This window comes from Bradyrhizobium sp. USDA 4451, from assembly GCF_054822585.1.
The window spans coordinates 2,614,349-2,635,130 of the sequence record NZ_JBTRCH010000001.1; the positions used below are offsets into that span (position 1 = coordinate 2,614,349).

General features: G+C 65.4%; 21 protein-coding genes. 14 read left to right on the plus strand and 7 right to left on the minus strand.

Annotated features, from left to right (window positions below; genetic code table 11):
* Positions 1-53: 53 nt before the first annotated feature.
* Positions 54-1,055 carry an Hsp33 family molecular chaperone gene (locus ACVMB0_RS12075; RefSeq protein WP_461346362.1) on the plus strand — a complete coding sequence of 334 codons (1,002 nt, stop codon included), beginning with the start codon at positions 54-56 and terminating at the stop codon, positions 1,053-1,055.
* 117 nt (positions 1,056-1,172) lie between these two features.
* Here the strand turns inward: ACVMB0_RS12075 and apaG are convergent, their stop codons facing one another.
* On the minus strand, positions 1,173-1,571 hold the full coding sequence (apaG, locus tag ACVMB0_RS12080) for a Co2+/Mg2+ efflux protein ApaG (protein WP_456750736.1): 399 nt from the start codon (positions 1,569-1,571) through the stop codon (positions 1,173-1,175).
* 295 nt (positions 1,572-1,866) lie between these two features.
* Here apaG and ACVMB0_RS12085 point away from each other — a divergent pair, with 295 nt between their 5' ends.
* From ACVMB0_RS12085 to ACVMB0_RS12105, 5 genes are all read left to right on the plus strand, one after another.
* The gene (locus ACVMB0_RS12085; RefSeq protein WP_461346363.1) at positions 1,867-3,114 is read left to right on the plus strand and encodes an OpgC domain-containing protein; all 1,248 of its coding nucleotides are present in this window, start codon (positions 1,867-1,869) and stop codon (positions 3,112-3,114) included.
* Positions 3,111-3,884 carry an SGNH/GDSL hydrolase family protein gene (locus ACVMB0_RS12090; RefSeq protein ID WP_461346364.1) on the plus strand — a complete coding sequence of 258 codons (774 nt, stop codon included), beginning with the start codon at positions 3,111-3,113 and terminating at the stop codon, positions 3,882-3,884. The genes ACVMB0_RS12085 and ACVMB0_RS12090 overlap by 4 nt, the downstream gene beginning before the upstream one ends.
* Before the next feature lie 16 nt (positions 3,885-3,900).
* Positions 3,901-4,917: an SGNH/GDSL hydrolase family protein gene (locus ACVMB0_RS12095; protein ID WP_456750733.1), complete on the plus strand. Its 1,017-nt coding sequence runs from the start codon at positions 3,901-3,903 to the stop codon at positions 4,915-4,917.
* Positions 4,918-5,143: 226 nt separating this feature from the next.
* Positions 5,144-6,646, plus strand: a complete 1,503-nt coding sequence (gene glpK, locus ACVMB0_RS12100; RefSeq protein ID WP_461346365.1) for a glycerol kinase GlpK — start codon at positions 5,144-5,146, stop codon at positions 6,644-6,646.
* 64 nt (positions 6,647-6,710) lie between these two features.
* Positions 6,711-9,155: a penicillin acylase family protein gene (locus ACVMB0_RS12105; protein ID WP_461346366.1), complete on the plus strand. Its 2,445-nt coding sequence runs from the start codon at positions 6,711-6,713 to the stop codon at positions 9,153-9,155.
* A gap of 188 nt (positions 9,156-9,343) precedes the next feature.
* Here ACVMB0_RS12105 and ACVMB0_RS12110 read toward each other — a convergent pair whose 3' ends face one another.
* Positions 9,344-9,625 (minus strand): hypothetical protein, encoded by a 282-nt coding sequence (locus ACVMB0_RS12110; protein ID WP_461346367.1) that lies wholly within the window; start codon positions 9,623-9,625, stop codon positions 9,344-9,346.
* A 148-nt stretch (positions 9,626-9,773) separates the two neighbouring features.
* Here ACVMB0_RS12110 and ACVMB0_RS12115 point away from each other — a divergent pair, with 148 nt between their 5' ends.
* The 6 genes from ACVMB0_RS12115 to ACVMB0_RS12140 all read left to right on the plus strand — a co-directional run bounded on the left by ACVMB0_RS12115 (position 9,774) and on the right by ACVMB0_RS12140 (position 16,524).
* The gene (locus ACVMB0_RS12115; protein ID WP_461346368.1) at positions 9,774-10,367 is read left to right on the plus strand and encodes a GNAT family N-acetyltransferase; all 594 of its coding nucleotides are present in this window, start codon (positions 9,774-9,776) and stop codon (positions 10,365-10,367) included.
* Positions 10,368-10,523: 156 nt separating this feature from the next.
* The gene (locus ACVMB0_RS12120) at positions 10,524-11,150 is read left to right on the plus strand and encodes a glutathione S-transferase family protein (RefSeq protein WP_461346369.1); all 627 of its coding nucleotides are present in this window, start codon (positions 10,524-10,526) and stop codon (positions 11,148-11,150) included.
* Between the two features lie 1,121 nt (positions 11,151-12,271).
* A complete protein-coding gene (gene thrC, locus ACVMB0_RS12125) occupies positions 12,272-13,687 on the plus strand; it encodes a threonine synthase (protein WP_461346370.1) in 1,416 nt (471 codons plus the stop codon).
* Positions 13,688-14,977, plus strand: coding sequence for a M16 family metallopeptidase (locus ACVMB0_RS12130; RefSeq protein ID WP_456750727.1), 1,290 nt, complete (start codon positions 13,688-13,690; stop codon positions 14,975-14,977). It abuts the gene before it with no gap.
* 188 nt (positions 14,978-15,165) lie between these two features.
* Positions 15,166-15,753, plus strand: a complete 588-nt coding sequence (locus ACVMB0_RS12135; RefSeq protein WP_029079870.1) for a GNAT family N-acetyltransferase — start codon at positions 15,166-15,168, stop codon at positions 15,751-15,753.
* Positions 15,754-15,870: 117 nt separating this feature from the next.
* Positions 15,871-16,524 carry a hypothetical protein gene (locus tag ACVMB0_RS12140; RefSeq protein WP_461346371.1) on the plus strand — a complete coding sequence of 218 codons (654 nt, stop codon included), beginning with the start codon at positions 15,871-15,873 and terminating at the stop codon, positions 16,522-16,524.
* A 73-nt stretch (positions 16,525-16,597) separates the two neighbouring features.
* On the opposite strand, the gene ACVMB0_RS12145 is transcribed toward ACVMB0_RS12140, so the two are convergent.
* From ACVMB0_RS12145 to ACVMB0_RS12165, 5 genes are all read right to left on the minus strand, one after another.
* The gene (locus ACVMB0_RS12145; RefSeq protein WP_456750725.1) at positions 16,598-17,083 is read right to left on the minus strand and encodes a F0F1 ATP synthase subunit B family protein; all 486 of its coding nucleotides are present in this window, start codon (positions 17,081-17,083) and stop codon (positions 16,598-16,600) included.
* Positions 17,084-17,087: 4 nt separating this feature from the next.
* Positions 17,088-17,654 carry a F0F1 ATP synthase subunit B gene (locus ACVMB0_RS12150; RefSeq protein ID WP_456750724.1) on the minus strand — a complete coding sequence of 189 codons (567 nt, stop codon included), beginning with the start codon at positions 17,652-17,654 and terminating at the stop codon, positions 17,088-17,090.
* A gap of 91 nt (positions 17,655-17,745) precedes the next feature.
* On the minus strand, positions 17,746-17,976 hold the full coding sequence (locus ACVMB0_RS12155; protein WP_016847054.1) for a F0F1 ATP synthase subunit C: 231 nt from the start codon (positions 17,974-17,976) through the stop codon (positions 17,746-17,748).
* A 55-nt stretch (positions 17,977-18,031) separates the two neighbouring features.
* The gene (locus ACVMB0_RS12160) at positions 18,032-18,781 is read right to left on the minus strand and encodes a F0F1 ATP synthase subunit A (RefSeq protein WP_456750723.1); all 750 of its coding nucleotides are present in this window, start codon (positions 18,779-18,781) and stop codon (positions 18,032-18,034) included.
* A 71-nt stretch (positions 18,782-18,852) separates the two neighbouring features.
* Positions 18,853-19,224, minus strand: coding sequence for an AtpZ/AtpI family protein (locus tag ACVMB0_RS12165; RefSeq protein ID WP_212021558.1), 372 nt, complete (start codon positions 19,222-19,224; stop codon positions 18,853-18,855).
* 274 nt (positions 19,225-19,498) lie between these two features.
* Between ACVMB0_RS12165 and ACVMB0_RS12170 the strand changes: the two genes are divergently transcribed.
* Together ACVMB0_RS12170 and ACVMB0_RS12175 are read left to right on the plus strand one after the other, a co-directional pair.
* Entirely contained in the window at positions 19,499-20,122 is a 624-nt protein-coding gene (locus ACVMB0_RS12170) for a DsbA family protein (RefSeq protein WP_461346372.1), read from the plus strand.
* Between the two features lie 30 nt (positions 20,123-20,152).
* On the plus strand, positions 20,153-20,662 hold the full coding sequence (locus tag ACVMB0_RS12175; protein ID WP_461346373.1) for a hypothetical protein: 510 nt from the start codon (positions 20,153-20,155) through the stop codon (positions 20,660-20,662).
* The last annotated feature ends 120 nt before the right edge of the window (positions 20,663-20,782 follow it).

Genomic DNA, 20,782 nt, shown 5'->3' on the forward strand with positions numbered 1-20,782 from the left:
GCTCGTTGAGTGAACCCCTTTATTTCACGGTCCGAGACCCCAGATAGAGCGCCATGGTTTCACAATCCCCCGACATCAAAATCACGCCCGAGGCGCCGGTCCGCGCGCCGTCTGCGGTTCCTGTCGACGATGCCGTGCTGGCCTTCGAGGTCGGCGCGCTGGATCTGCGCGGCCGGCTGACCCGGCTCGGCCCGGCGCTCGACGAGATCCTGCACAAGCACGATTATCCGCCGGCCGTCGGCAAGCTGCTCGGCGAGGCGATCGTGCTGACCACGCTGCTCGGCTCGTCGGTCAAGTTCGAGGGGCGCTTCATCCTGCAGACCCGGACCGAAGGTCCGGTGTCGCTCCTGATCGTCGATTTCCAGGCGCCCGACCGGCTGCGTGCCTATGCGCGCTACGACGCGGCGCAGCTCAAGCCGGGGCAGACCTCGGGCGAGCTGCTCGGCAAGGGCCACCTTGCGATGACGATCGATCAGGGCTCCAACACCAGCCGCTACCAGGGGCTGGTCGCGCTCGACGGCGGGGGCCTCGAAGAGGCGGCGCACGAATATTTCCTGCGCTCGGAGCAGATCCCGACCCGGGTGCGGCTTGCGGTCGGCGAGGAGATGCGCGGCGGCGAGGGCGGCAAGCTGCACTGGCGCGCCGGCGGCATCCTGCTGCAATTCCTGCCCAAGGCGCCCGAGCGTGCCAAGCAGGCCGATCTGCATCCCGGCGATGCGCCGGAGGGCACGGTCACGCACTCCGTGCCGGATGACGACGCCTGGGTCGAGGGCCAGTCGCTGATCTCGACCGTCGAGGATGTCGAGCTGATCGATCCCGATCTGTCCGGCGAGCGGCTGCTGTACCGCCTGTTCCACGAACGCGGTGTGCGCGTCTTCAACCCGCAACCGCTGCGCGCGCAGTGCTCCTGCTCGCGCGATGCGGTGTCCTCGATGCTGAAGAGCTTTGCGCCGAACGATCGTGCCGAGATGGTCAAGGACGGCAAGGTCGTCGTGACCTGCGAATTCTGCTCGTCGGTGTACGAGTTCACGTCGGAAGAGGCTGGCGTCGAGTAGACGCGTTCGTCATCGTAGCCCGGATGGAGCGAAGCGTAATCCGGGGCAGGTGTATCCGGGGTTGGAGCCGCCCCGGCGCCCCGGATTTCGCTGCGCTTCATCCGGGCTACGCGGGCGTCAGTTCAGCACCCGCTTCCCATCCGGGCTCGGGCTGTCCAGCGAGAACGTCGGCACGTCGATCTCGAAGCGCTCGCCGGCCTCGGTCACCATCTGGTAGCTGCCGGTCATGAAGCCGGACGCGGTCGGCAGCGGCACGCCCGAGGTGTATTCGAAGCGCTCGCCGGGCGCGAGCACCGGCTGCTCGCCGACCACGCCTTCGCCGCGCACCTCCTGGCGGCGGCCGGTGGCGTCGGTGATGATCCAGTGCCGGGTCCGCAGCTGCACCGTTTCCGTCCCCGAATTGACGATCACGATCCTGTACGACCAGAAATATTCGCGCCGGTCGATCGACGAGCGCTCCGGCATGAAGTTGGGCTCGACGGTGACTTCGATTTGACGGGTAATGGCGCGATACATACGGCTCAATCCGATGGTCTCAGTGCAAAACCCGCGTTCGATCGGATCATGCGCAAACAGGGGCCTATCATAGCCAATTGGTCAGCCGGAACCAATCGCCTGCCGGGCTTGAAAAGCCGGGCTTGAAAGGCCGGAATTGGGGCCGTCCGTTCATCGCGGTTTCAACATAGTTCCGCTTTAAGGCGCGGCCGCATGTCGCCGCGCGTTGGGTCGGCAAGGCTTTCTCAGGAAGTCGCGGACCGATATTATCTTTTCAGCTGGGCAGGCGGGGCGTCTGCGCCCGACACGGTGTTTGATGAGCTCGATTGCCGATCCCATAGCCGGTTCGCCGGCGGCTGACGCCAAAGCCGAGGTCAAGGCGAAAGTGGCCGCGCCCGCGATCACGCTGCCGGCGGCCGGCGAGCGCGAGCTCAGGCTCGACCTGTTCCGCGGGCTCGCGTTGTGGCTGATCTTCATCGATCACCTGCCGACCAATCTTCTGACCTGGCTGACGATCCGCAATTACGGGTTCTCCGACGCCACCGAGATCTTCATCTTCATCTCCGGCTACACCGCGGCCTTCGTCTATGGCCGGGCGATGCTCGAGGGCGGCTTCGTGATCGCGACCGCGCGCATCCTGCGCCGGGTCTGGCAGATCTATGTCGCGCATGTCTTCCTGTTCACGATCTTCCTCGCCGAGATCTCCTATGTGGCGACTTCGTTCGAGAACCCGCTCTACAGTGAAGAGATGGGGATCATGGACTTCCTCAAGCAGCCCGACGTCACCATCGTGCAGGCGCTGCTGCTGCGCTTCCGCCCGGTCAACATGGACGTGCTGCCGCTCTATATCGTCTTGATGCTGTTCCTGCCGCTGATCCTGTGGCTGATGAAGTGGAAGCCCGACGTCACGCTCGGCCTGTCGGTCCTGCTCTACGCGCTGACCTGGCAGTTCGACCTGTATCTCTCGGCCTATCCGAACGGCTTCTGGGCGTTCAATCCGTTCGCCTGGCAATTGCTGTTCGTGTTCGGCGCCTGGTGCGCGCTCGGCGGCGCGCGGCGGATGTCGCGCATCCTGTCGTCGAACATCACGATGTGGATCTGCATCGTCTATCTGGTCGCGGCGTTCTTCGTGACGCTGACCTGGTACGTGCCGCAGCTCGGCCACATCATGCCGAAGCTCATCGAGCAATGGATGTATCCGATCAACAAGACCGACCTGGACGTGTTGCGGTTCGCGCACTTCCTGGCGCTCGCGGCCCTCACCGTGCGCTTCCTGCCCCGGGATTGGCCGGGCTTGAAATCGCGCTGGCTGCGACCTTTGATCCTGTGTGGCCAGCATTCGCTTGAGATATTCTGCCTCGGGGTATTCCTTGCCTTCGCCGGTCACTTCGTGCTTGCCGAAGTCTCCGGCGGTGCCGCACTGCACGCCTTGATCAGCGTCTGCGGCATCCTCATCATGTGCGGCATGGCGTGGATTATCTCGTGGTACAAGCACTCCGCCGACAAAGGCGCCTCGAAAAAAGGTGCCGTCGGCAACGCCGATCTGGCGGGAGGGGGAGCATGAAGTCCGCGCGGACGATGCTGGGCCTGCTGCTGCTGGCCGCCTGTTTGGCGGCAGCGCCCGCGCGTGCCGGCGACAACCCCGAGCCGGCACCACCGGCACCGCCCTGCGACGTGCCGGCCTATCTGCTGACAAGTGAGAGCTCGCTGCCGAAGGTCGCCGATGCGGTAAAGGCCAACCGGCCGCTCAACGTGCTGGTGGTCGGCAGCCGCTCCTCGACCATCCCCGGCAACGAGCCCAGCGCCTATCCGGCCACGCTGCAGGCGGCGTTGAAAGAGGCATTTCCGACGGCGACCATCGATCTATCCGTAGAATTACAGGGAAAGAGCACCGCCGAGGAGACCGCAGGAACCCTTGTTAAGCTTGTTGAAGCAAAAAAGCCTACTTTGGTTATCTGGCAGACCGGCACGGTCGATGCTATGCGAGCAGTCGATCCTGACGATTTCCGCACCGCCATCAACGACGGCGTTGTTGCGTTGCGGGGCGCCGGGACCGACGTGGTGCTGGTCAACCTGCAATACAGCCCGCGTACGGAGACCCTGATCTCTGCACCGCCATATCTCGACAACATGAAGGTGGTGGCGCAGCAGCACGACGTTCCGCTGTTCGACCGGTTCGCGATCATGAAGCAGTGGAGCGACGCCGGATATTTTGACCTGTTCAGCACCTCGCATGGTGTCGACCTGGCCAAGAAGGTTCACGCCTGTCTCGGCCGCGCCCTTGCGAAATTCGTGATCGATGCGGCCCATCTGGGCCCGGTGCAGCAGAATTAGAGGAAGCAGAGTTGTGATGCGTTTTGCCTTCCCTTTTCGCGCTTCGCAGGCGCGGAGCCTGTGCGTCGCGGCCGTGCTGGCGCTGCTCGCGCCGCTTGCGGTCGAGCCGTCGCGCGCGCAGACCGGCCAGGCCGACCAGCACGCGGCGCTGTCGCCCGGTGCCAAGGCCGCAAGATCTGATCTGACAAAGCCTGACTCCGCGAAGCCCGCCGTGATCGCCGCCGATACGACCGACCCGCAACCGGGCGTCGCCGCCAAGGCGCTCGACAAGGTCAAGCAGGTCGCGAAGTCGGCCAGCGACATCTTCCATCGCGTGCCCTGTCATCAGCCGACCGGCGTGCCGAACACCACCGGTTCGCTGCCGCATGTCGCGGCCAAGCTCGCGGCGGGCAAGCCGGTCGTGATCATCGCGTTCGGCTCGTCCTCGACCCAGGGCTACGGCTCGTCGTCGCCGGAATTCACCTACCCGAACCGCCTCGCCGCGCAACTGCGCCGGCAGTATCCCTCCGCCGACATCACCGTGCTCAATCGCGGCAAGGGCGGCGAGGACGCACCCGAGATGATGAAGCGGTTGCAGACCGAAGTGATCGACATGCATCCCGACATGGTGATCTGGCAGGTCGGCACCAATGCGGTGCTGCGCAACCTCGATCCCACCGAGACCGCCAAGGAGATCGAGGACGGCGTCGCGCGCATCCAGGCCGACGGTGCCGATCTCGTGCTGGTCGATCCGCAATATTCGCCGCGCGTCACCGAGCGTCCCGAAAGCGCGCGCGGCATGGTCAAGCTGCTCGGCCGCATCGCCGCGCTGCGCCATGTCGGCATCTTCCCGCGCTTCGAGGTGATGCGCGACTGGCACGAGAAACAGGCGATCCCGATCGACGATTTCGTCATCGCCGACGGCCTGCACATGAACGACTGGGGCTATGCCTGCTTCGCCCAGCTGCTCGGCGACGACATCATCCGGTCGGTCGGCGCGATCAAGATCGGCGTCAACGTCCCGGCCGACGTGCGCACCTACCGGCCGATGTGATCGGTTGGTCTTCTCTCAATCCGTCACCCTGAGGAGGCCGCGTAGCGGCCGTCTCGAAGGGTCGACGGCCCGGCTGGTGGCCGTGCATCCTTCGAGGCTCGCAAGAGCCCGCACCTCAGGATGACGGGTTTGATACGTTCGCAGCGCCACACTCACCAGCAATCTTGACGTCACCGCGGTAATCCGCTCCCTTGGCGCCTGTTACCAAGCCTCAAGGGAAACGCTCATGTCTTTCGTGCTGGCCATCGATCAGGGCACCACATCGTCGCGCGCCATGGTGTTTCGCAGCGACATTTCCATCGCCGCGGTCGCGCAACAGGAGTTTCCGCAGCATTTCCCCGCCTCCGGCTGGGTCGAGCACGAGCCGGAGGACATCTGGACCTCGACGGTGATGGTCTGCCGCGAGGCGCTGGAGAAGGCCGGGCTGAAGGCGAAAGACATCGCTGCGATCGGCATCACCAACCAGCGCGAGACCACCGTGGTGTGGGACCGCGCCACCGGACAAGCCGTGCACCGCGCCATCGTCTGGCAGGACCGCCGCACCGCCGACATCTGCGCCAGATTGAAGAGCGAAGGCCACGAGCCGGCGATCTCGGCGAAAACCGGACTGATCATCGACCCCTATTTCTCCGGGACGAAAGTCGCCTGGATCCTCGATCACGTGCCGGGCGCGCGCGAGCGCGCCGAGCGCGGCGAGCTCCTGTTCGGCACCGTCGACTGCTATCTGTTGTGGCGGCTCACCGGCGGCCGGGTGCACGCGACAGATGCCACCAACGCCTCGCGCACGCTGCTGTTCAACATCCACACCGGCGCGTGGGACGACGATCTCATCAATCTGCTCCGCGTGCCGCGCTCGATGCTGCCCGAAGTGAAGGATTCCTCGGCCCGGTTCGGCGAGAGCACCGCCGACCTGTTCGGCGGCCCGATCGCGATCTCGGGCATTGCCGGCGACCAGCAGGCCGCGACCATCGGCCAGGCCTGCTTCGAGCCCGGCATGATGAAGTCGACCTACGGCACCGGCTGCTTCGCGCTGCTCAACACCGGCACCACGCCGGTGGCCTCGAAGAACAAGCTGCTCACCACCATCGCCTATCAGCTCAATGGCCAGCGCACCTACGCGCTGGAAGGCTCGATCTTCGTCGCCGGCAGCGCGGTGCAGTGGCTGCGCGACGGCCTCGGCATGATCAAGCACGCCGCCGAGACCGGCCCGCTTGCCGACAAATCCGACAGCATGCAGAGTGTCTATCTGGTGCCGGCCTTCGTCGGCATGGGCGCGCCGTACTGGAATCCGCGCGTGCGCGGCGCGCTGTTCGGCCTCACCCGCAACACCGGACCGGCCGAGCTCGCGCATGCGACCTTGGAGAGCGTCTGCTACCAGACCTTCGACCTGTGGGCCGCGATGCGCACCGACTGGCCGGAGGCGAACGCCGCCAACACCGTGCTGCGCGTCGACGGCGGCATGACCGCGTCGGACTGGACCATGCAGCGGCTCGCCGACCTGCTCAACGCGCCGGTCGATCGCCCGATGATCCAGGAGACCACCGCACTCGGCGCCGCCTATCTCGCCGGCCTCGATGCCGGCGTCTATCCGGAGCCCGCGAAATTCGCCGACAATTGGCGGCTCGAGCACCGCTTCCGGCCGGCGATGAGCGAGGCGACCCGCGACCGCAAGCTCGCCGGCTGGGCCCGCGCGGTGAAGGGCGTGCTGGCGAGCGACGAGGGGGAGTAGCGCGCGGGCAGGAAAATTCCGGCTCAAGTCTCGCAACCAAAAACAACAACCATCGGAGAACAAGATGAACACGGATCTCAACCGCGTCACCAAGCTACTCACCGCCGCGCTCTGCGCCGTGATGCTCGCCGCGCCCGCCACCGCCCGCGAAAAACCGAGCCCGCTGGTTGCGGCGCGCGAGGTCAAGGCCGACGTCGCCGGGCTGACGGCGCCGGGACAGATCCTGGTCGATGTCTGGGGCATCCCGCATATCTATGCCGGCAACGAGCACGACCTGTTCTTCCTGCAGGGCTTCAACGCCGCGCGCGACCGGCTCTGGCAGATCGACCTCTGGCGCAAGCGCGGCCTCGGCCTGCTGGCGAAGGACTTCGGCCCGGCCTATGCCGAGCAGGACAAGGCGCTGCGCCTGTTCCTCTATCGCGGCGACATGAATGCGGAATGGGCGGCCTATGGCCCGAAGGCGAAAACCTACGCCGAGGCGTTCGTCGCCGGCGTCAACGCCTATGTCGCCGACGTCAACGCGGGCAAGCGTCCGCTGCCGATCGAGTTCAGGATCGCGGGCACCAAGCCCGACCCGTGGTCGGCCGAGGATGTGGTGCGCGTCCGCAGCCACGGTCTCACGCGCAACGTCGCCTCCGAGGTGAAGCGGTCGCTGGTGGCCTGCGCCGCCGGCCTCGATGCCGATCGCTTCCGCGTCAAGCTGGAGCCGGCCTGGACCACCAGGATTCCCGACGGCCTTGACCCGTGCAGCGTGCCGAAAGGCGTGCTCGCGGCCTACGACCTCGCCACCCGTCCGGTCAAGTTCGCGGCGCCGAAGGATCAGAAGGCCGCGCTGGCGCATGATCCCGACACCTATCTCGCCGAAGCCGATCAGCAGCGCGACACCATCGGCTCCAACAATTGGGTGATCGCGGCCGCGCGCACCGCGACCGGGCGTCCGATCCTCGCCAACGATCCGCATCGCGAACATTCGGTGCCGTCGCTGCGCTACATCGTCGGCCTCAACGCGCCCGGCATCTCCGTGATCGGCGCCGGCGAGCCGGCGCTGCCGGGCATCTCGATCGGCCATAACGACACCATCGCGTTCGGGCTGACCATCTTCAACGTCGACCAGGAAGACCTCTACGTCTACGAGCTCAACCCCGACAACCCGAACCAGTATCGTTACGGCACGGGCTGGGAGGACATGCGCATCGTGCACGAGACGGAGCAGGTCAAGGGCGAAGCCGACCGCGACCTGGAGCTGAAGTTCACCCGCCACGGTCCGGTGATCTTCGTCGATGCCGACAAGAAGCATGCGTTTGCCGTGCGCTCGATCTGGTTTGAGCCGGGCACCTCGGCCTATTTCGGCTCCTCCGACTACATGACCGCGAAGTCGTGGAACGGTTTTCTCGGCGCGATGCGGCGCTGGGGCGCGCCGTCGGAGAATCAGGTCTATGCCGACACGTCGGGCAATATCGGCTGGGTCGCCGCCGGCAAGACGCCGCGCCGCACCAGTTTCGACGGGCTGATGCCGGTGCCGGGCGACGGCCGCTACGAATGGCAGGGCTTTCTGTCGCTCGACGAGCTGCCGAAGCTCTACCAGCCGAAGCAGGGCTTCATCGCCACCGCCAATCAGATGAACCTGCCGGCGGATTATCCGGTCAATGAGCGCCGGGTCGGCTTCGAATGGTCCGACAGCGCGCGCTGGCAGCGCATCACCGAGGTGCTGGAGAAGAACGGCAAGGTGACGCTGGCGGACGCGATGGCGTTGCAGAACGACGACACCAGCATGCTCGCGCGCCGCCTTCTCGCGCTGCTGAAGCCGCTCACGTCGGACGATGCCAACGTCAAGAAGGGCCTCGAGCTGCTCAAAGCGTGGGATGCCCGCGACACTGAGGACAGCGCTGCGGCTGCGGTCTACGAGGTCTGGATCGCCAACCATCTCGGCCCGGTGCTGCTCAAGACCACGGCGCCGAAGGCGGCTCAGCTGATCGCGCCGGAGGCGTCGAGCATTTCTGCCATCGTCGGCTATCTCGAAAAGCCCGATGCCGCGCTCGGCAGCGAGCCCGCCGGCGAGCGCGACCGCGTGCTGCGCGACAGCCTCGGCGCGGCCGTCGCCGATGTCACCGACAAGCTCGGGGGCGATGCGTCGATGTGGCGCTGGGGTCGCCTGCATGTCGCGCAGTTCAATCACGCGTTGATGCCGCTCGCCGACAAGGCGACCGCAGCGCAGATGCAGGTCGGTCCGCTCGCCTTCGGCGGCGCCGCCAACGTGCCGCGCGCCGCCACCTATCGCCACTCCGACTATCATCTGCTCTCCGGCGCCTCGTTCCGCATGGTGCTCGATGTCGGCAATTGGGATGCGAGCCGCACCATCAACACCCCAGGCCAATCCGGCGATCCCTTCAGCGGCCACTACCGCGACCTCGCGCCGCTCTGGGCCACGGGCCAGTATGTGCCGCTGCTCTACAGTCGCGGCGCCGTGGAAGCCGCCACCGCCGAGGCGATCACGCTGACGCCGAGGTGAGAGGCGAGTATGTCTCGCTGGCCGCTCGACAAACTCCGCCGTCGTCCCGGCGAAGGCGGGACCCATAACCACCGATGCCAATTGTTTTGCGATGCTGGGGCCACGGCGTCGTTCAACAACTCGATCCTGTGGTCATGGGTTCCTGCTTTCGCAGGGACGACAGCGAGTGTGTGGCCGTCGCCTTGGCTCTACTTCTCCTGCTTCTCCTGCATCTCCAGCATCGCGCGCAATGTATCGTCGCTGAGCTTGCCGTGCGGCGAGGGCACGCGTCGCACGACGGTCTCGATCGGGCGCGCGTGCTGCGGAACGACTGGAGCGCTGCGCACCGGCGCCCCGTCATCGATGTCGGTGGCCGCATCAGCCGCGCCCGCACCATAGGCATAACCGACGCCGCGCCGGCGCCGCGTGGGCTTCGGCTTCGGTGGCGGCGGCGTAGTGATGATCGGCGGCAGCGCGTGATGGCGCGACACGGTGGTTGCTCCGGTGGCCTCTGCACATCGAGCGCCTGGTTCGCCAAATCACCCACTGACAAATCGGTAACATTGTTACGCGGCGTTGCATTGCATCTGCCGCGACATGCGAATATCTCCGGCCGACACGCAGAAACAAAGGTCCTCAATGCTGCTGCCCGACGGTTACTCCGACATCTCTCCCGGCAAGATCGCCGCCGTCGTCACACATCTGGAAATGACCGCGCGCCCGCCGCGGCGCGACGATCCGCCCGGCGCGTGGCGCCTGCGCAAGGTCAAGCCGCCCGCGCTCGATTGGTATCGCGATCTCTACCGTCGCGTCGGCGAGGATTGGCTGTGGTTCACCCGCACCGGGCTCGATGACGCCGATCTTGCGTCGAGGATCCACGGGCCCGGCATCGAGCTCTACGGGCTCGTGGTCGATGGCGAGGATGAAGGCCTGCTCGAGCTCGATTTCAGCATATCAGGCGAATGCCAGCTGCTCTATTTCGGCGTCACCGCAAAATTCATCGGCACCGGCGCCGCGCGCTTCCTGATGAACCGCGCGCTGGAGATCGCCTGGTCGCGCGACATCAGCCGCTTCTGGGTGCACACCTGCACTTTCGATCATCCCTCGGCGATCGCGTTCTACCAGCGCTCCGGCTTCCGCCCGTTCCTGCGCCAGATCGAGGTGGCTGATGATCCGAGACTCAATGGCAAACTGCCGCGCGATGCGGCGGGGCATGTGCCGGTGATTGGATAGCTCGTCACGCAGACCGGCTCATGATCCGGTTGCAATGCCGCGCAGGCCATCTACGATGGTGCAAAGCGCAACCTTTGACCCGGCTTGGCCGCCACACCTTGAAGGCCCTGCTTTCGAGCGCAGTGGCCTGCCGCGGCATGACGGACGAGATGACAGATGTTCCTGATCGGCCAGTACGACTCGCCCTTTGTCCGCCGCACCGCAATCGCGCTGCGGCTCTATGGATTGCCGTTCGAGCACAAGCCGTGGTCGACCTTCGGCGATGCGGAGAAGGTCGCGGCCTATAATCCGGTGCAGCGGGTGCCGACGCTGGTGCTCGACGATGGCGAGGCGCTGATCGAGAGCGGCGCGATCCTGGATTATCTCGACGAGCTGGTCGGGCCGGAGAAGGCGATGCTGGCGCGCTCGGGCGTCGAGCGGCGCCGGCATCTGCGCATCATGGCGCTCGCGACCGGGCTTGCCGACAAGGCGGTGAGCCTGGTCTACGAGCGCGTGCTGCGCAAGGAGCAGCTCAAGCTGTGGGTCGAGCGTTGCGAGGGGCAGATCTCGCGCGTGCTCACGGTGCTGGAGCAGGAACGCGCGGCGGTGCTGTCGCCTTATTGGTTGGGCGATCGGATCGGCCACGCCGACATCGCGGTGGCCTGCGCGCTGCGCTTCACCGGCGAAGCGCATCCACATCTGTTCGACGCGCGCTATCCGGCGCTCACGGCCCACGCCGCGCGCTGCGAAGCGCTGCCGCCGTTCCAGGAAATCGTGCAGCCGCTGGCGCCGCCGAAGGGGTAGGGCGTATCGCGGAGCTCCCTGCTTTCGTCATTCCGGGGCTCGCCGAAGGCGAGAGCCCGGAATCCATTCATCCGCGGAGTCTGCGGCCTGATGGATTCCGGGCTCGTGCTTCGCACGCCCCGGAATGACGAGTGGAGAGAGGTGCGACAAAACAACCCGACGGGCAACTCAGCAAAACGCGTCAAGTGCCGGCGTTGAAAATATTTCGCTTTATCCGAAGCGCAACTCGGTGTATGAATTCCGCGTCTCACCCGACACGAGGGGCGCTTCGCGGTCGTCACGAACGTGGGTCGAGATGCGGTGGACGCCGATTGCGCAGTCGACGAACGTGCATGAGGCGGACGGCGAAATCGTGCAGGCCTGACGCCCTAGCGGTAGGTGTCTCTTCCGATTGCGCAAATGCGCGTTGTGAAGACGGTGACAACAAAGCCCAGTCTCGCCGGGGAGAGCACGTATAAGCCGTAACCCATCGCGCAGGGAAAGCCGGATTGCTCCGGTTACACCTGTGGTCCTACCCCCGTGCTTTCTACCTATTGCACGGGGCCCATGGGTGCGATCGGCACCCGGCTTTCCCTGCGCCCTCATTGAGAGGAGGGCGGAACGACAAGCAAGACTCGGGCAATTCATGTCGCGAGAACGCAAAACTGCATCCTCATCCACAACTGTCATCGCCCGGCTCGCCGCCTCCGCTAAAGCTTCGGCGCGCCACGGACTGCTTGCCTCGTCGAAGCCTTGGCGTCTCGGCTCAAGCATTACTGCCTCTGGAATACTGGATCACCCGCTTTCGCGGGTGATGACACCGACAGCATGGCAAGTGAATCGAAACCCATCCTCATCGTCGTCCTGGCGAACCAGGACCCATTACCGCGAATGCTCATGTTGCACGACGCTGGGGCCGCGGTCCCGTTCATCACCGAATGCGGTGGTTATGGCTTCCTGGCTTTCGCCAGGACGGCGCGCGGTGCGTGTGGCGCACTCACCGCCCCCCGAGACGCGCGCTGTGGGCTACCCATTGCCGGTGCGATCTTCTATGGTGAGCTGATCCGGTTCGCATGCGGCGAACTCGATAAATCCATGATATCAAAGGCTTAAGGCTCGGATCGAGGCCTTTGGAGGGCGGTTTGACGCGGTATATTTCGACCAGGGGCGAGGCCCCGGTGCTTGGCTTCTGCGATGTGATGCTGACCGGGCTTGCCCGCGACGGCGGGCTCTACGTGCCCGAGACCTGGCCGCTTCTGTCGCCCGAGACCATCGCCGGCATGTTCGGCCGTCCCTATTGGGAGGTCGCGGTCGAGATCATCCGCCCCTTCGTCGCCGGCGAGATTTCCGACGCCGAGCTCGGCCGCATGGCCAACGAGGCCTATGCCACGTTCCGGCATCCCGCGGTGGTGCCGCTCGACCAGGCCGGGCCGAACCAGTTCCTGCTCGAGCTGTTCCACGGGCCGACCTTGGCGTTCAAGGACGTCGCGATGCAGCTGATCTCGCGGCTGATGGATCACGTGCTGGCCAAGCGCGCGCAGCGTACCACCATCGTGGTCGCGACCTCGGGCGATACCGGCGGCGCCGCGGTCGAGGCGTTCGCCAATCTCGACAATGTCGACCTCGTCGTGCTGTTCCCGAACGGCCGCATCTCCGAGGTGCAGCGTCGCATGATGACGACGACGGGTGCTGCCAACGTCCATGCGCTCGCGATCGAAGGCACGTTCGACGATTGCCAGGCGCTGGTGAAGGAGATGTTCAACAACCATCGCTTCCGCGACCAGGTGGCGCTGTCGGGCGTCAACTCGATCAACTGGGCGCGCATCGTGGCGCAGGTGGTTTACTACTTCACCTCGGCGGTCGCGCTCGGCGCGCCGCAGCGCACGGTCGACTTCACGGTGCCGACCGGCAATTTCGGCGACATCTTCGCCGGCTATGTGGCGAAGCGGATGGGGCTGCCGATCCGGTGCTTGCGCATCGCCGCCAACGTCAACGACATCCTGCCGCGCACGCTGAAGACCGGCAATTACGAGGTGCGCGAGGTACACGCCACGGCGTCGCCGTCGATGGACATCCAGGTGTCCTCGAATTTCGAGCGGCTGCTGTTCGAGGCGTCTGGTCGCGACGCCGACCAGGTCCGCCGCCTGATGGCCTCGCTGAAGCAGTCCGGCCGCTTCGTGCTGCCCGATGCGACGCTCGCCGCGGTGCGCCGTGATTTCGACGCCGGCCGCGCCGACGAGACCGAGACCGCGGCTGCGATCCGCGCCGCCTGGCGCGAGGCCGGCGATCTGGTCGATCCGCACACCGCGGTGGCGCTCGCGGTCGCCGACCGCGACACCTCGGACTCCAAGATCCCGAACATCGTGCTGTCGACCGCGCATGCGGCCAAATTCCCCGACGCGGTCGAGGCGGCCTGCGGGGTGCGTCCGCAGCTGCCGGCCTGGCTCGGCGGCCTGATGACCAAGTCCGAACACATGACGGTCATGAAGAATGATTCCGCCGAGGTCGAGCGCTTCGTGCTGTCGGTCAGCCGTGCTGCCAAGCAGGGAGTTGCCTGAATGAGCGTTGACATCACCAAGCTGCCGAGCGGCCTGACCGTCGTCACCGACACCATGCCGCATCTGGAGACCGCGGCGCTTGGGGTCTGGGCCGGTGTCGGCGGCCGCGACGAGAAGCCGAACGAGCACGGCATCTCACATCTGCTCGAACACATGGCGTTCAAGGGCACCGCGCGGCGCTCCTCGCGCGAGATCGTCGAGGAGATCGAGGCGGTCGGCGGCGACCTCAATGCCGGCACCTCGACCGAGACCACGGCCTATTATGCGCGGGTGATGAAGGCCGACGTGCCGCTGGCGCTCGACGTGCTCTCCGACATCCTCGCCAATCCGTCCTTCGTGCCGGATGAGCTCGAGCGCGAGAAGAGCGTGATCGTGCAGGAGATCGGCGCGGCGCAGGATACGCCCGACGACGTCGTGTTCGAGCATCTCAACGAGCTCTGCTATCCGGACCAGCCGATGGGCCGCTCACTGCTCGGCACCGCCAAGACGCTGAAGGCGTTCGACCGCGACATGCTGCGCGGCTATCTGTCGACGCATTACCGCGCCCCCGACATGGTGGTCGCGGCCGCCGGCGCGGTCGATCACGAGCGCGTTGTCGAGGACGTCGTGCAGAAGTTTTCCAGCTTCGACGCCACGCCGGCGCCGAAGCCGCAGGTCGCGATGTTCGGCAAGGGCGGTTCGCGCGTGGTGCATCGCGATCTCGAGCAGGCGCATCTGACGCTGGCGCTCGAAGGCGTGCCGCAGACCGATCTGTCGCTGTTCTCGCTGCAGGTGTTCACCAACGCGCTCGGCGGCGGGATGTCGTCGCGGCTGTTCCAGGAGGTGCGCGAGAAGCGCGGGCTGTGCTACTCGATCTACACCTTCCACGCCCCCTACACCGACACCGGCTTCTTCGGCCTCTACACCGGCACCGATCCGGCCGACGCGCCGGAAATGATGGAAGTCATCGTCGACGTCATCAATGACGCGGTCGAAACCCTGACCGAGGCCGAGGTCGCCCGCGCCAAGGCGCAGATGAAGGCCGGGCTGTTGATGGCGCTGGAAAGCTGTTCATCCCGGGCCGAACAACTGGCACGGCATGTGCTAGCCTATGGCCGGCCGCAGACGGTGGAAGAGCTGGTGGCGAGGATCGACGCGGTCAGCGTCGAATCCAGCCGCAACGCCGCCCGCGCCCTGCTGGCGCGCAGCCGGCCCGCCGTTGTCGCCCTCGGCAGCGGAAGAGGTCTGGACACGGCAGTGGCTTTTGCGGAAGGATTGACGAAGTCGAAGGCAAAGACGCTGCTGCATTAGAAGTTACCTCTCCCCGCCTGCGGGGAGAGGTCGGATTGTTCTCGGCGATGCGAAGCATCGTCCGGTGCAATCCGGGTGAGGGGGTACAGGTCCCCGACAATCGGCTCGCTCGTGGAAGCAGCCCCTCACCCCGACCCTCTCCCCGCAAGGGCGGGGCGAGGGGGACGTGAGCGGGGGAGTGTTGGGCCATGGCCCTGTTTCGTTTGCCGTCCAGTGGACCCGCTGCATTGATGCCGCGCGGTCACGGGCTGTTGCTGCGCGCGCCGCAAATGTCGGACTTCCCGCAATGGGCGCAATTGCGCGAATTCAGCCGCGCCTATCTGACGCCATGGGAGCCGATCTGGCCGTCCGACGACCTGACCCGCGCCGGCTTCCGCCGCCGCTTGCGGCGTTACACCGAGGATATCGCCGCCGACCGCTCCTATCCGTTCATCATCTTCCGCGAATCGGACGGGGTGATGATCGGCGGCATCACGCTCGCCAATGTCCGCCGCGGCATCGTGCAGGCCGGCACGATCGGCTATTGGGTCGGCCTGCCGCACGCCCATCGTGGCTACATGACGACCGCGCTGCGGGTGCTGCTGCCCTCGCTGTTCGGCGAGCTCAATCTGCACCGCATCGAGGCGGCCTGCATCCCGTCCAACGCCTCGTCGATCCGGGTGCTGGAGAAGTGCGGCTTCACCCGCGAGGGCCTGGCGCGGCGCTATCTCTGCATCAACGGCATCTGGCAGGACCATCTGCTGTTCGGCCTGCTGCACGAGGATTTCCGCGGCTAATCATAAGCCCATTGGCTGAAGGCGGTGCCTTGTCGGACGCCTTGGGTTCGCCGCCATTGGCTTGCTATAACGCCCGCGAAACGGGGAACCCGGATTTGGAGAATGCAGGGATATCGCATGGGTGACAGGGTGATCAGGTTCGCGCTCGCGGCGGCGCTATCGATCGGGCTCGGGGTCTCCTGGCTGCCGTCGGCGGCGTCCGCGCAGTCGCTCAGCGACCGCTTCAAGAGCCTGTTCGGCGGCGGCTCGTCGGACCAGGACAAGCCGGCCGCGCCCGCCGCGCCGCAGCAGCTCAACGACGCCGATGCCGAGCTGACCTGTCCGCCGGTGCAGATCCGCTCCGGGGCCTCGACCTATTCGGTGGCCGCGAACGGCAAGGAGGCGGTCGGCAACGACGTCAAGTTCCTGGCCTCGATCACCCGCACGGCGCGGCAATGCAATCTGAACAGCGGCCAGATCACGGCCAAGATCGGCATCCAGGGGCGGATCATCGTCGGTCCCCAGGGCGCGCCGCCGTCGATCCAGGTGCCGCTCCGCGTCGCCGTGGTGCAGGGCGGCGTCGGCGAGAAGACCATCATGACCAAGGCCTATACCACCACGGTGCAGATGGACGACAGCGGCAGCGTGCCGTTCAGCCTGGTCGCCGAGGATGTGGTCTATCCGGCGCCATCGCCGGCCGACAACGACAATTACATCTTCTATATCGGCTTCGACCCGCAGGCCCTGAAGCCGGAGCCGAAGCCTCGCGCCGCCCCGCACAAGAAGAAGTAGCGTCCTGGAACAAAGAAAAAAGGCCGGCGCGATCAGCTCGCGCCGGCCTTATTCGGAAGCAGTTGAGATCGCGTCAGTTCAGCTTGGAGCGGACTTCGGCGATGCCCTTGCCGACGAGGTCGTCGGCAACCGAGCCCTTGACCGACTGCGACAGGATGGTCGAGGCGGCGGTCACGGCGGCGTTGGCGGCGGCGGTGCGGACATCGGCCACGGCCTGGGCCTCGGCCTGGGCGATCTTGCTCTCGGCGGTCTTGGTCCGCCGGGCGACAAAATCTTCCATCTTGGTCTTGGCCTCGGCCGCGATCCGCTCGGCTTCGGCCTTGGCGCTGGAGATGATCTCCTGGGCCTCACGCTCCGCGCTGGCGCGGCGCGCCTTGTACTCGCCGAGCAGCTTGGCGGCCTCGTCCTTCAGACGGCGGGCGTCCTCCAGTTCGGCCTTGATGCGCTCGGCACGGTGGTCGAGCGCCGTCAGCAGGGTGCGATGGACGCCGAGATAGCCGAACACGACCAGCAGAACGACGAAAGCGATCGCAACCCAGGTTTCCGGTTCGTAAAACATCCGTCTATCCCTTCAGCGACGCGTCGACGGCGCTGTTGACCGCGTTGGCGTCCGGCGTGACGCCGGCAAGTTGCTGGACGATGGCGCCGGCCGCATCCGCCGCGATGCCGCGGACGTTCGCCATGGCGTTGGTCCGGGTCGTTGCGATCTGCTTCTCGGCGTCGGCGAGCTTGGCCGCCAGCTTCTCTTCCAGCGCCTTGCGCTCGGCTTCCGAGGCCGCGTTCAGCTTCTCGCGGGTCTCGTTGCCGATCGCCTGCGCGTTGGAGCGCGCGTTCGCCAGCTCGGTTTCATAGGCCTTCAGCGCCGCGTCGGACTCGTCCTTCAGCTTCTGCGCCTCGGCCAGATCGCCCTCGATCTTGTTCTGGCGTGCATCGATCGTCCCGCCGACGCGCGGCAGTGCGATACGCGACACGATCAGATAGAGCGCGACAAATGCAATCGCCAGCGACACCAGTTGCGAGGCGAAATTGGACGAATCGAACGGCGGAAAGGCTCCGCCGTGATGTCCGCCTTCGGCCTCGGTGTGGGCGCCGGCTGCCGGGCCTTTTGCCTCGCCATGACTCTCAGCCATGGTGTTCTCCTGTTGCTGTCATGCGCGCCGCCCTTGGTATGACCTTCGGGCGGCGCGACAGGTTACCGCTGAAGCGGAACCGGGGTGCCGCTCAGAGCGGAACGAACAGCAGGAGCAGCGCGATCAGCAGCGAGAAGATGCCGAGCGCTTCGGTCACGGCGAAGCCGAAGATCAGGTTGCCGAACTGGCCCTGAGCGGCCGAGGGGTTACGCACCGCAGCGGCGAGGTAGTTGCCGAAGATGATGCCCACGCCGACGCCTGCACCGCCCATGCCGATGCACGCGATGCCCGCGCCGATAAGTTTTGCTGCTGCCGGTTCCATTTGTAGCTCCTTGAGAAAGATAGACGGATTGGTGGGTGGAGATTCCCCGGACCGCTTAGTGTCCCGGATGAATGGCGTCGTTGAGGTAGATGCAGGTCAGGATCGCGAACACGTAGGCCTGCAGGAACGCGACCAGCAGTTCGAGGGCGTACAGTGCGATCGTGAGCGCCAGCGGCAGCACGCCGCCGACCCAGCCGAGCGCGCCCAGCGAGAAGCCGAGCATCGCGACGAAGCCCGCGAACACCTTGAGCGCGATGTGGCCGGCCAGCATGTTGGCGAACAGACGAACGCTGTGCGAGACCGGCCGCAGGAAGAACGACAGGATCTCGATGAACATGACCAGCGGCAGGATGTAGATCGGAACGCCGTGGGGGACGAAGATGCTGAAGAATTTCAGGCCGTTCTTGTAGACGCCGTAGATCAGGACCGTGAAGAACACCAACAGCGCCAGCGCCGCGGTGACGATCAGGTGGCTCGCGATCGTGAAGGTGTAGGGGATCACGCCGACGAGGTTCGAAACGCATAGGAACATGAACAGCGAGAAGATCAGCGGGAAGAACTTCATGCCTTCCGCGCCGGCCGTGCTGCGAATCGTGGTGGCGACGAATTCGTAGGAGATTTCGGCGACCGACTGCAGCCGTCCCGGAACTAGGTCCCGGCCGCTCGCCAGCATCAGCAGCGCAATCAGGAGCACCGCGATGAACATGTAGAGCGACGAATTGGTGAAGGCGATCGTGTGATTGCCGATGTGGCCGAGCGTGAAGAGGGGCTCGATATTGAACTGATGGATCGGGTCGATTTTCATCCGCGCGGCTCTTGGTCCACCGGCCGTCCTGCCGGCTATCGAATTTCAAATGTCGTGACTTCCGCCAGCGCTCAGCGCTTGCCCGAGGCCACGCCAGCGGACCTCACCACGTTGACCACGCCGGCGACGAAGCCGAGCAGCGTTAACACGATGAATCCGAATGGCGACGTCGACAGCAAACGGTCGACCCCCCAGCCAAGCGCCGCTCCGACGGCAACGCCCGCGATCAGCTCCGAGGAAAGACGAAAACCGAGCGCCATCGCCGAAGCTCTGGCCGCACTGTCCCCGCTTTCATTATCGGATTGATCAGTCTTGCTCCTGCGGCTGTCGCGAATTTCTGACAACCGATGATCGAGACTTCCGAGCCTTGCGGAAAGCGCAGCTTCGTCAGGAGGCGATTGATCGCGACTTCCACCTGCGCCGTGGTTGGTGTTCTCAGCCATGCTGCGAACACTAACCGATGCCGCGGATGATGGAAATTGCGCCCGTCCCCGTCAAAAGCCGCGCGGACCATACTTACCGCGTCTAATCAAGTCAAGATTGCGTCGTAACCAGTTATTGCTTTGATTCTGCTGATCTTATTTGAAGATATTCAAGGTCAGAGTGACGCAGTGATCGCAGTGCAACAGCTGGCGTGGCATCGAGCGATATTGCCTGGCTTCCCGCGCTCTGCTGGGATCGGCGAAAGTCCCACCTCTCGTGCAGTCAAGGTTCCGCATGCCGCGCCAGATCGACTACTACTTCTCGCTGCAATCGCCCTGGGCCTATATCGGCCACCAGCCGTTTGTGCGGCTCGTAAGCACTTACGATCTCAAGGTAAATTACCGGCCCGTGCTGCTGGTCGATCTGTTCTCGGAGACCGGTGGACTGCCGCTCGCCAAGCGTCACCCGGTGCGGCAGCGCTACCGGATGATCGAGTTGCAGCGCTGGCGCGACAAGCGCGGCCTCAATTTCCATCTCCAGCCGGCCAACTGGCCGTTCAACGGACGCCTCGCTGATGGCGTCGTGATCGCGCTGCTCCAATCCGGGCTTGATCCTGAGCCGTTCTTGCAATGCGCCTATCCCGCGGTGTGGGAGCTTCAGCTCAACCTTGCCGATCCAGCGACGCTGGTGAGGCTCGCCGACGATGCGGGCCTACCGGGCAAGCAGCTGGTGGAGCGCTCGGGCTCCGATGCGATCAGCGCGGCCTATGAGCAGAATCGGCAGGATGCATTGGAAGCCGACGTGTTCGGTTCGCCAGGATATGTGCTGGACGGCGAGGTCTTCTGGGGCCAGGACCGGATCGAATTGCTTGAAGACGCGTTGAAGTCAGGCCGCAAGCCCTATAGCTCTGGGCAATAGGGGCGGGATCAGGTTGAGGCGGAGCAAGCCATGCCCATCGCGATGTCGCCGTCGAGATTGTCGATCGCAATTGCTGCGGTGCTGATCTCGAGCGCTGCGGTCTCCGCGCAAACCGCGCCCGATACCGAGAACGGCCGCTACGCGTTATCTCCGGCCGGCGACGGATTCCTGCGGCTCGATACGCGCACCGGCGCGGTGTCGACCTGCACCAATTCCAGCGCCGGTTGGGCCTGTTATATGGTGCCGGACGAGCGCGCCGCGCTGGATGCCGAGATCGGACGCCTGCAAGCCGACAATGACAAGCTCAAGGGCGAACTCGCCGCGCGCGCACCGTCGGCGAAGGCCGACGAGGCGCTGCCGAAATCCGATCAGCTGAAGAAGCCGGAGCCGAAAATCGCCGAGGGCGAGCGCAAGATCGAAATCCCGCTGCCGAGCGACCGCGACATGGATCGCATGATGTCGTTCCTGGAGCGGGCCTGGCGGCGGCTGATCGAGATGGCCAACCGTGTGCAGCGCGACGTCAATGGCGGCAAGATTTGAGGCGGCGCCATCGCTGTCATCCCGGCCTGGTGGGACCCATAACCACCGCTGGGAGTTGGGTGGCTAAGTTGGTAACTCCAAATCTTCCTAACTGAAGGGCGGCGACGTATTGCTCCCGGC

Bases quoted from the DNA above. Each gene is read 5' to 3' on its own strand.
- ACVMB0_RS12075 (WP_461346362.1), top strand. From the start codon at position 54: ATGGTTTCACAATCCCCCGACATCAAAATCACGCCCGAGGCGCCGGTC.
- apaG (WP_456750736.1), bottom strand. From the start codon at position 1,571: ATGTATCGCGCCATTACCCGTCAAATCGAAGTCACCGTCGAGCCCAAC.
- ACVMB0_RS12085 (WP_461346363.1), top strand. From the start codon at position 1,867: ATGAGCTCGATTGCCGATCCCATAGCCGGTTCGCCGGCGGCTGACGCC.
- ACVMB0_RS12090 (WP_461346364.1), top strand. From the start codon at position 3,111: ATGAAGTCCGCGCGGACGATGCTGGGCCTGCTGCTGCTGGCCGCCTGT.
- ACVMB0_RS12095 (WP_456750733.1), top strand. From the start codon at position 3,901: ATGCGTTTTGCCTTCCCTTTTCGCGCTTCGCAGGCGCGGAGCCTGTGC.
- glpK (WP_461346365.1), top strand. From the start codon at position 5,144: ATGTCTTTCGTGCTGGCCATCGATCAGGGCACCACATCGTCGCGCGCC.
- ACVMB0_RS12105 (WP_461346366.1), top strand. From the start codon at position 6,711: ATGAACACGGATCTCAACCGCGTCACCAAGCTACTCACCGCCGCGCTC.
- ACVMB0_RS12115 (WP_461346368.1), top strand. From the start codon at position 9,774: ATGCTGCTGCCCGACGGTTACTCCGACATCTCTCCCGGCAAGATCGCC.
- ACVMB0_RS12120 (WP_461346369.1), top strand. From the start codon at position 10,524: ATGTTCCTGATCGGCCAGTACGACTCGCCCTTTGTCCGCCGCACCGCA.
- ACVMB0_RS12130 (WP_456750727.1), top strand. From the start codon at position 13,688: ATGAGCGTTGACATCACCAAGCTGCCGAGCGGCCTGACCGTCGTCACC.
- ACVMB0_RS12135 (WP_029079870.1), top strand. From the start codon at position 15,166: ATGGCCCTGTTTCGTTTGCCGTCCAGTGGACCCGCTGCATTGATGCCG.
- ACVMB0_RS12140 (WP_461346371.1), top strand. From the start codon at position 15,871: ATGGGTGACAGGGTGATCAGGTTCGCGCTCGCGGCGGCGCTATCGATC.
- ACVMB0_RS12145 (WP_456750725.1), bottom strand. From the start codon at position 17,083: ATGTTTTACGAACCGGAAACCTGGGTTGCGATCGCTTTCGTCGTTCTG.
- ACVMB0_RS12150 (WP_456750724.1), bottom strand. From the start codon at position 17,654: ATGGCTGAGAGTCATGGCGAGGCAAAAGGCCCGGCAGCCGGCGCCCAC.
- ACVMB0_RS12155 (WP_016847054.1), bottom strand. From the start codon at position 17,976: ATGGAACCGGCAGCAGCAAAACTTATCGGCGCGGGCATCGCGTGCATC.
- ACVMB0_RS12160 (WP_456750723.1), bottom strand. From the start codon at position 18,781: ATGAAAATCGACCCGATCCATCAGTTCAATATCGAGCCCCTCTTCACG.
- ACVMB0_RS12165 (WP_212021558.1), bottom strand. From the start codon at position 19,224: ATGGCTGAGAACACCAACCACGGCGCAGGTGGAAGTCGCGATCAATCG.
- ACVMB0_RS12170 (WP_461346372.1), top strand. From the start codon at position 19,499: ATGCCGCGCCAGATCGACTACTACTTCTCGCTGCAATCGCCCTGGGCC.
- ACVMB0_RS12175 (WP_461346373.1), top strand. From the start codon at position 20,153: ATGCCCATCGCGATGTCGCCGTCGAGATTGTCGATCGCAATTGCTGCG.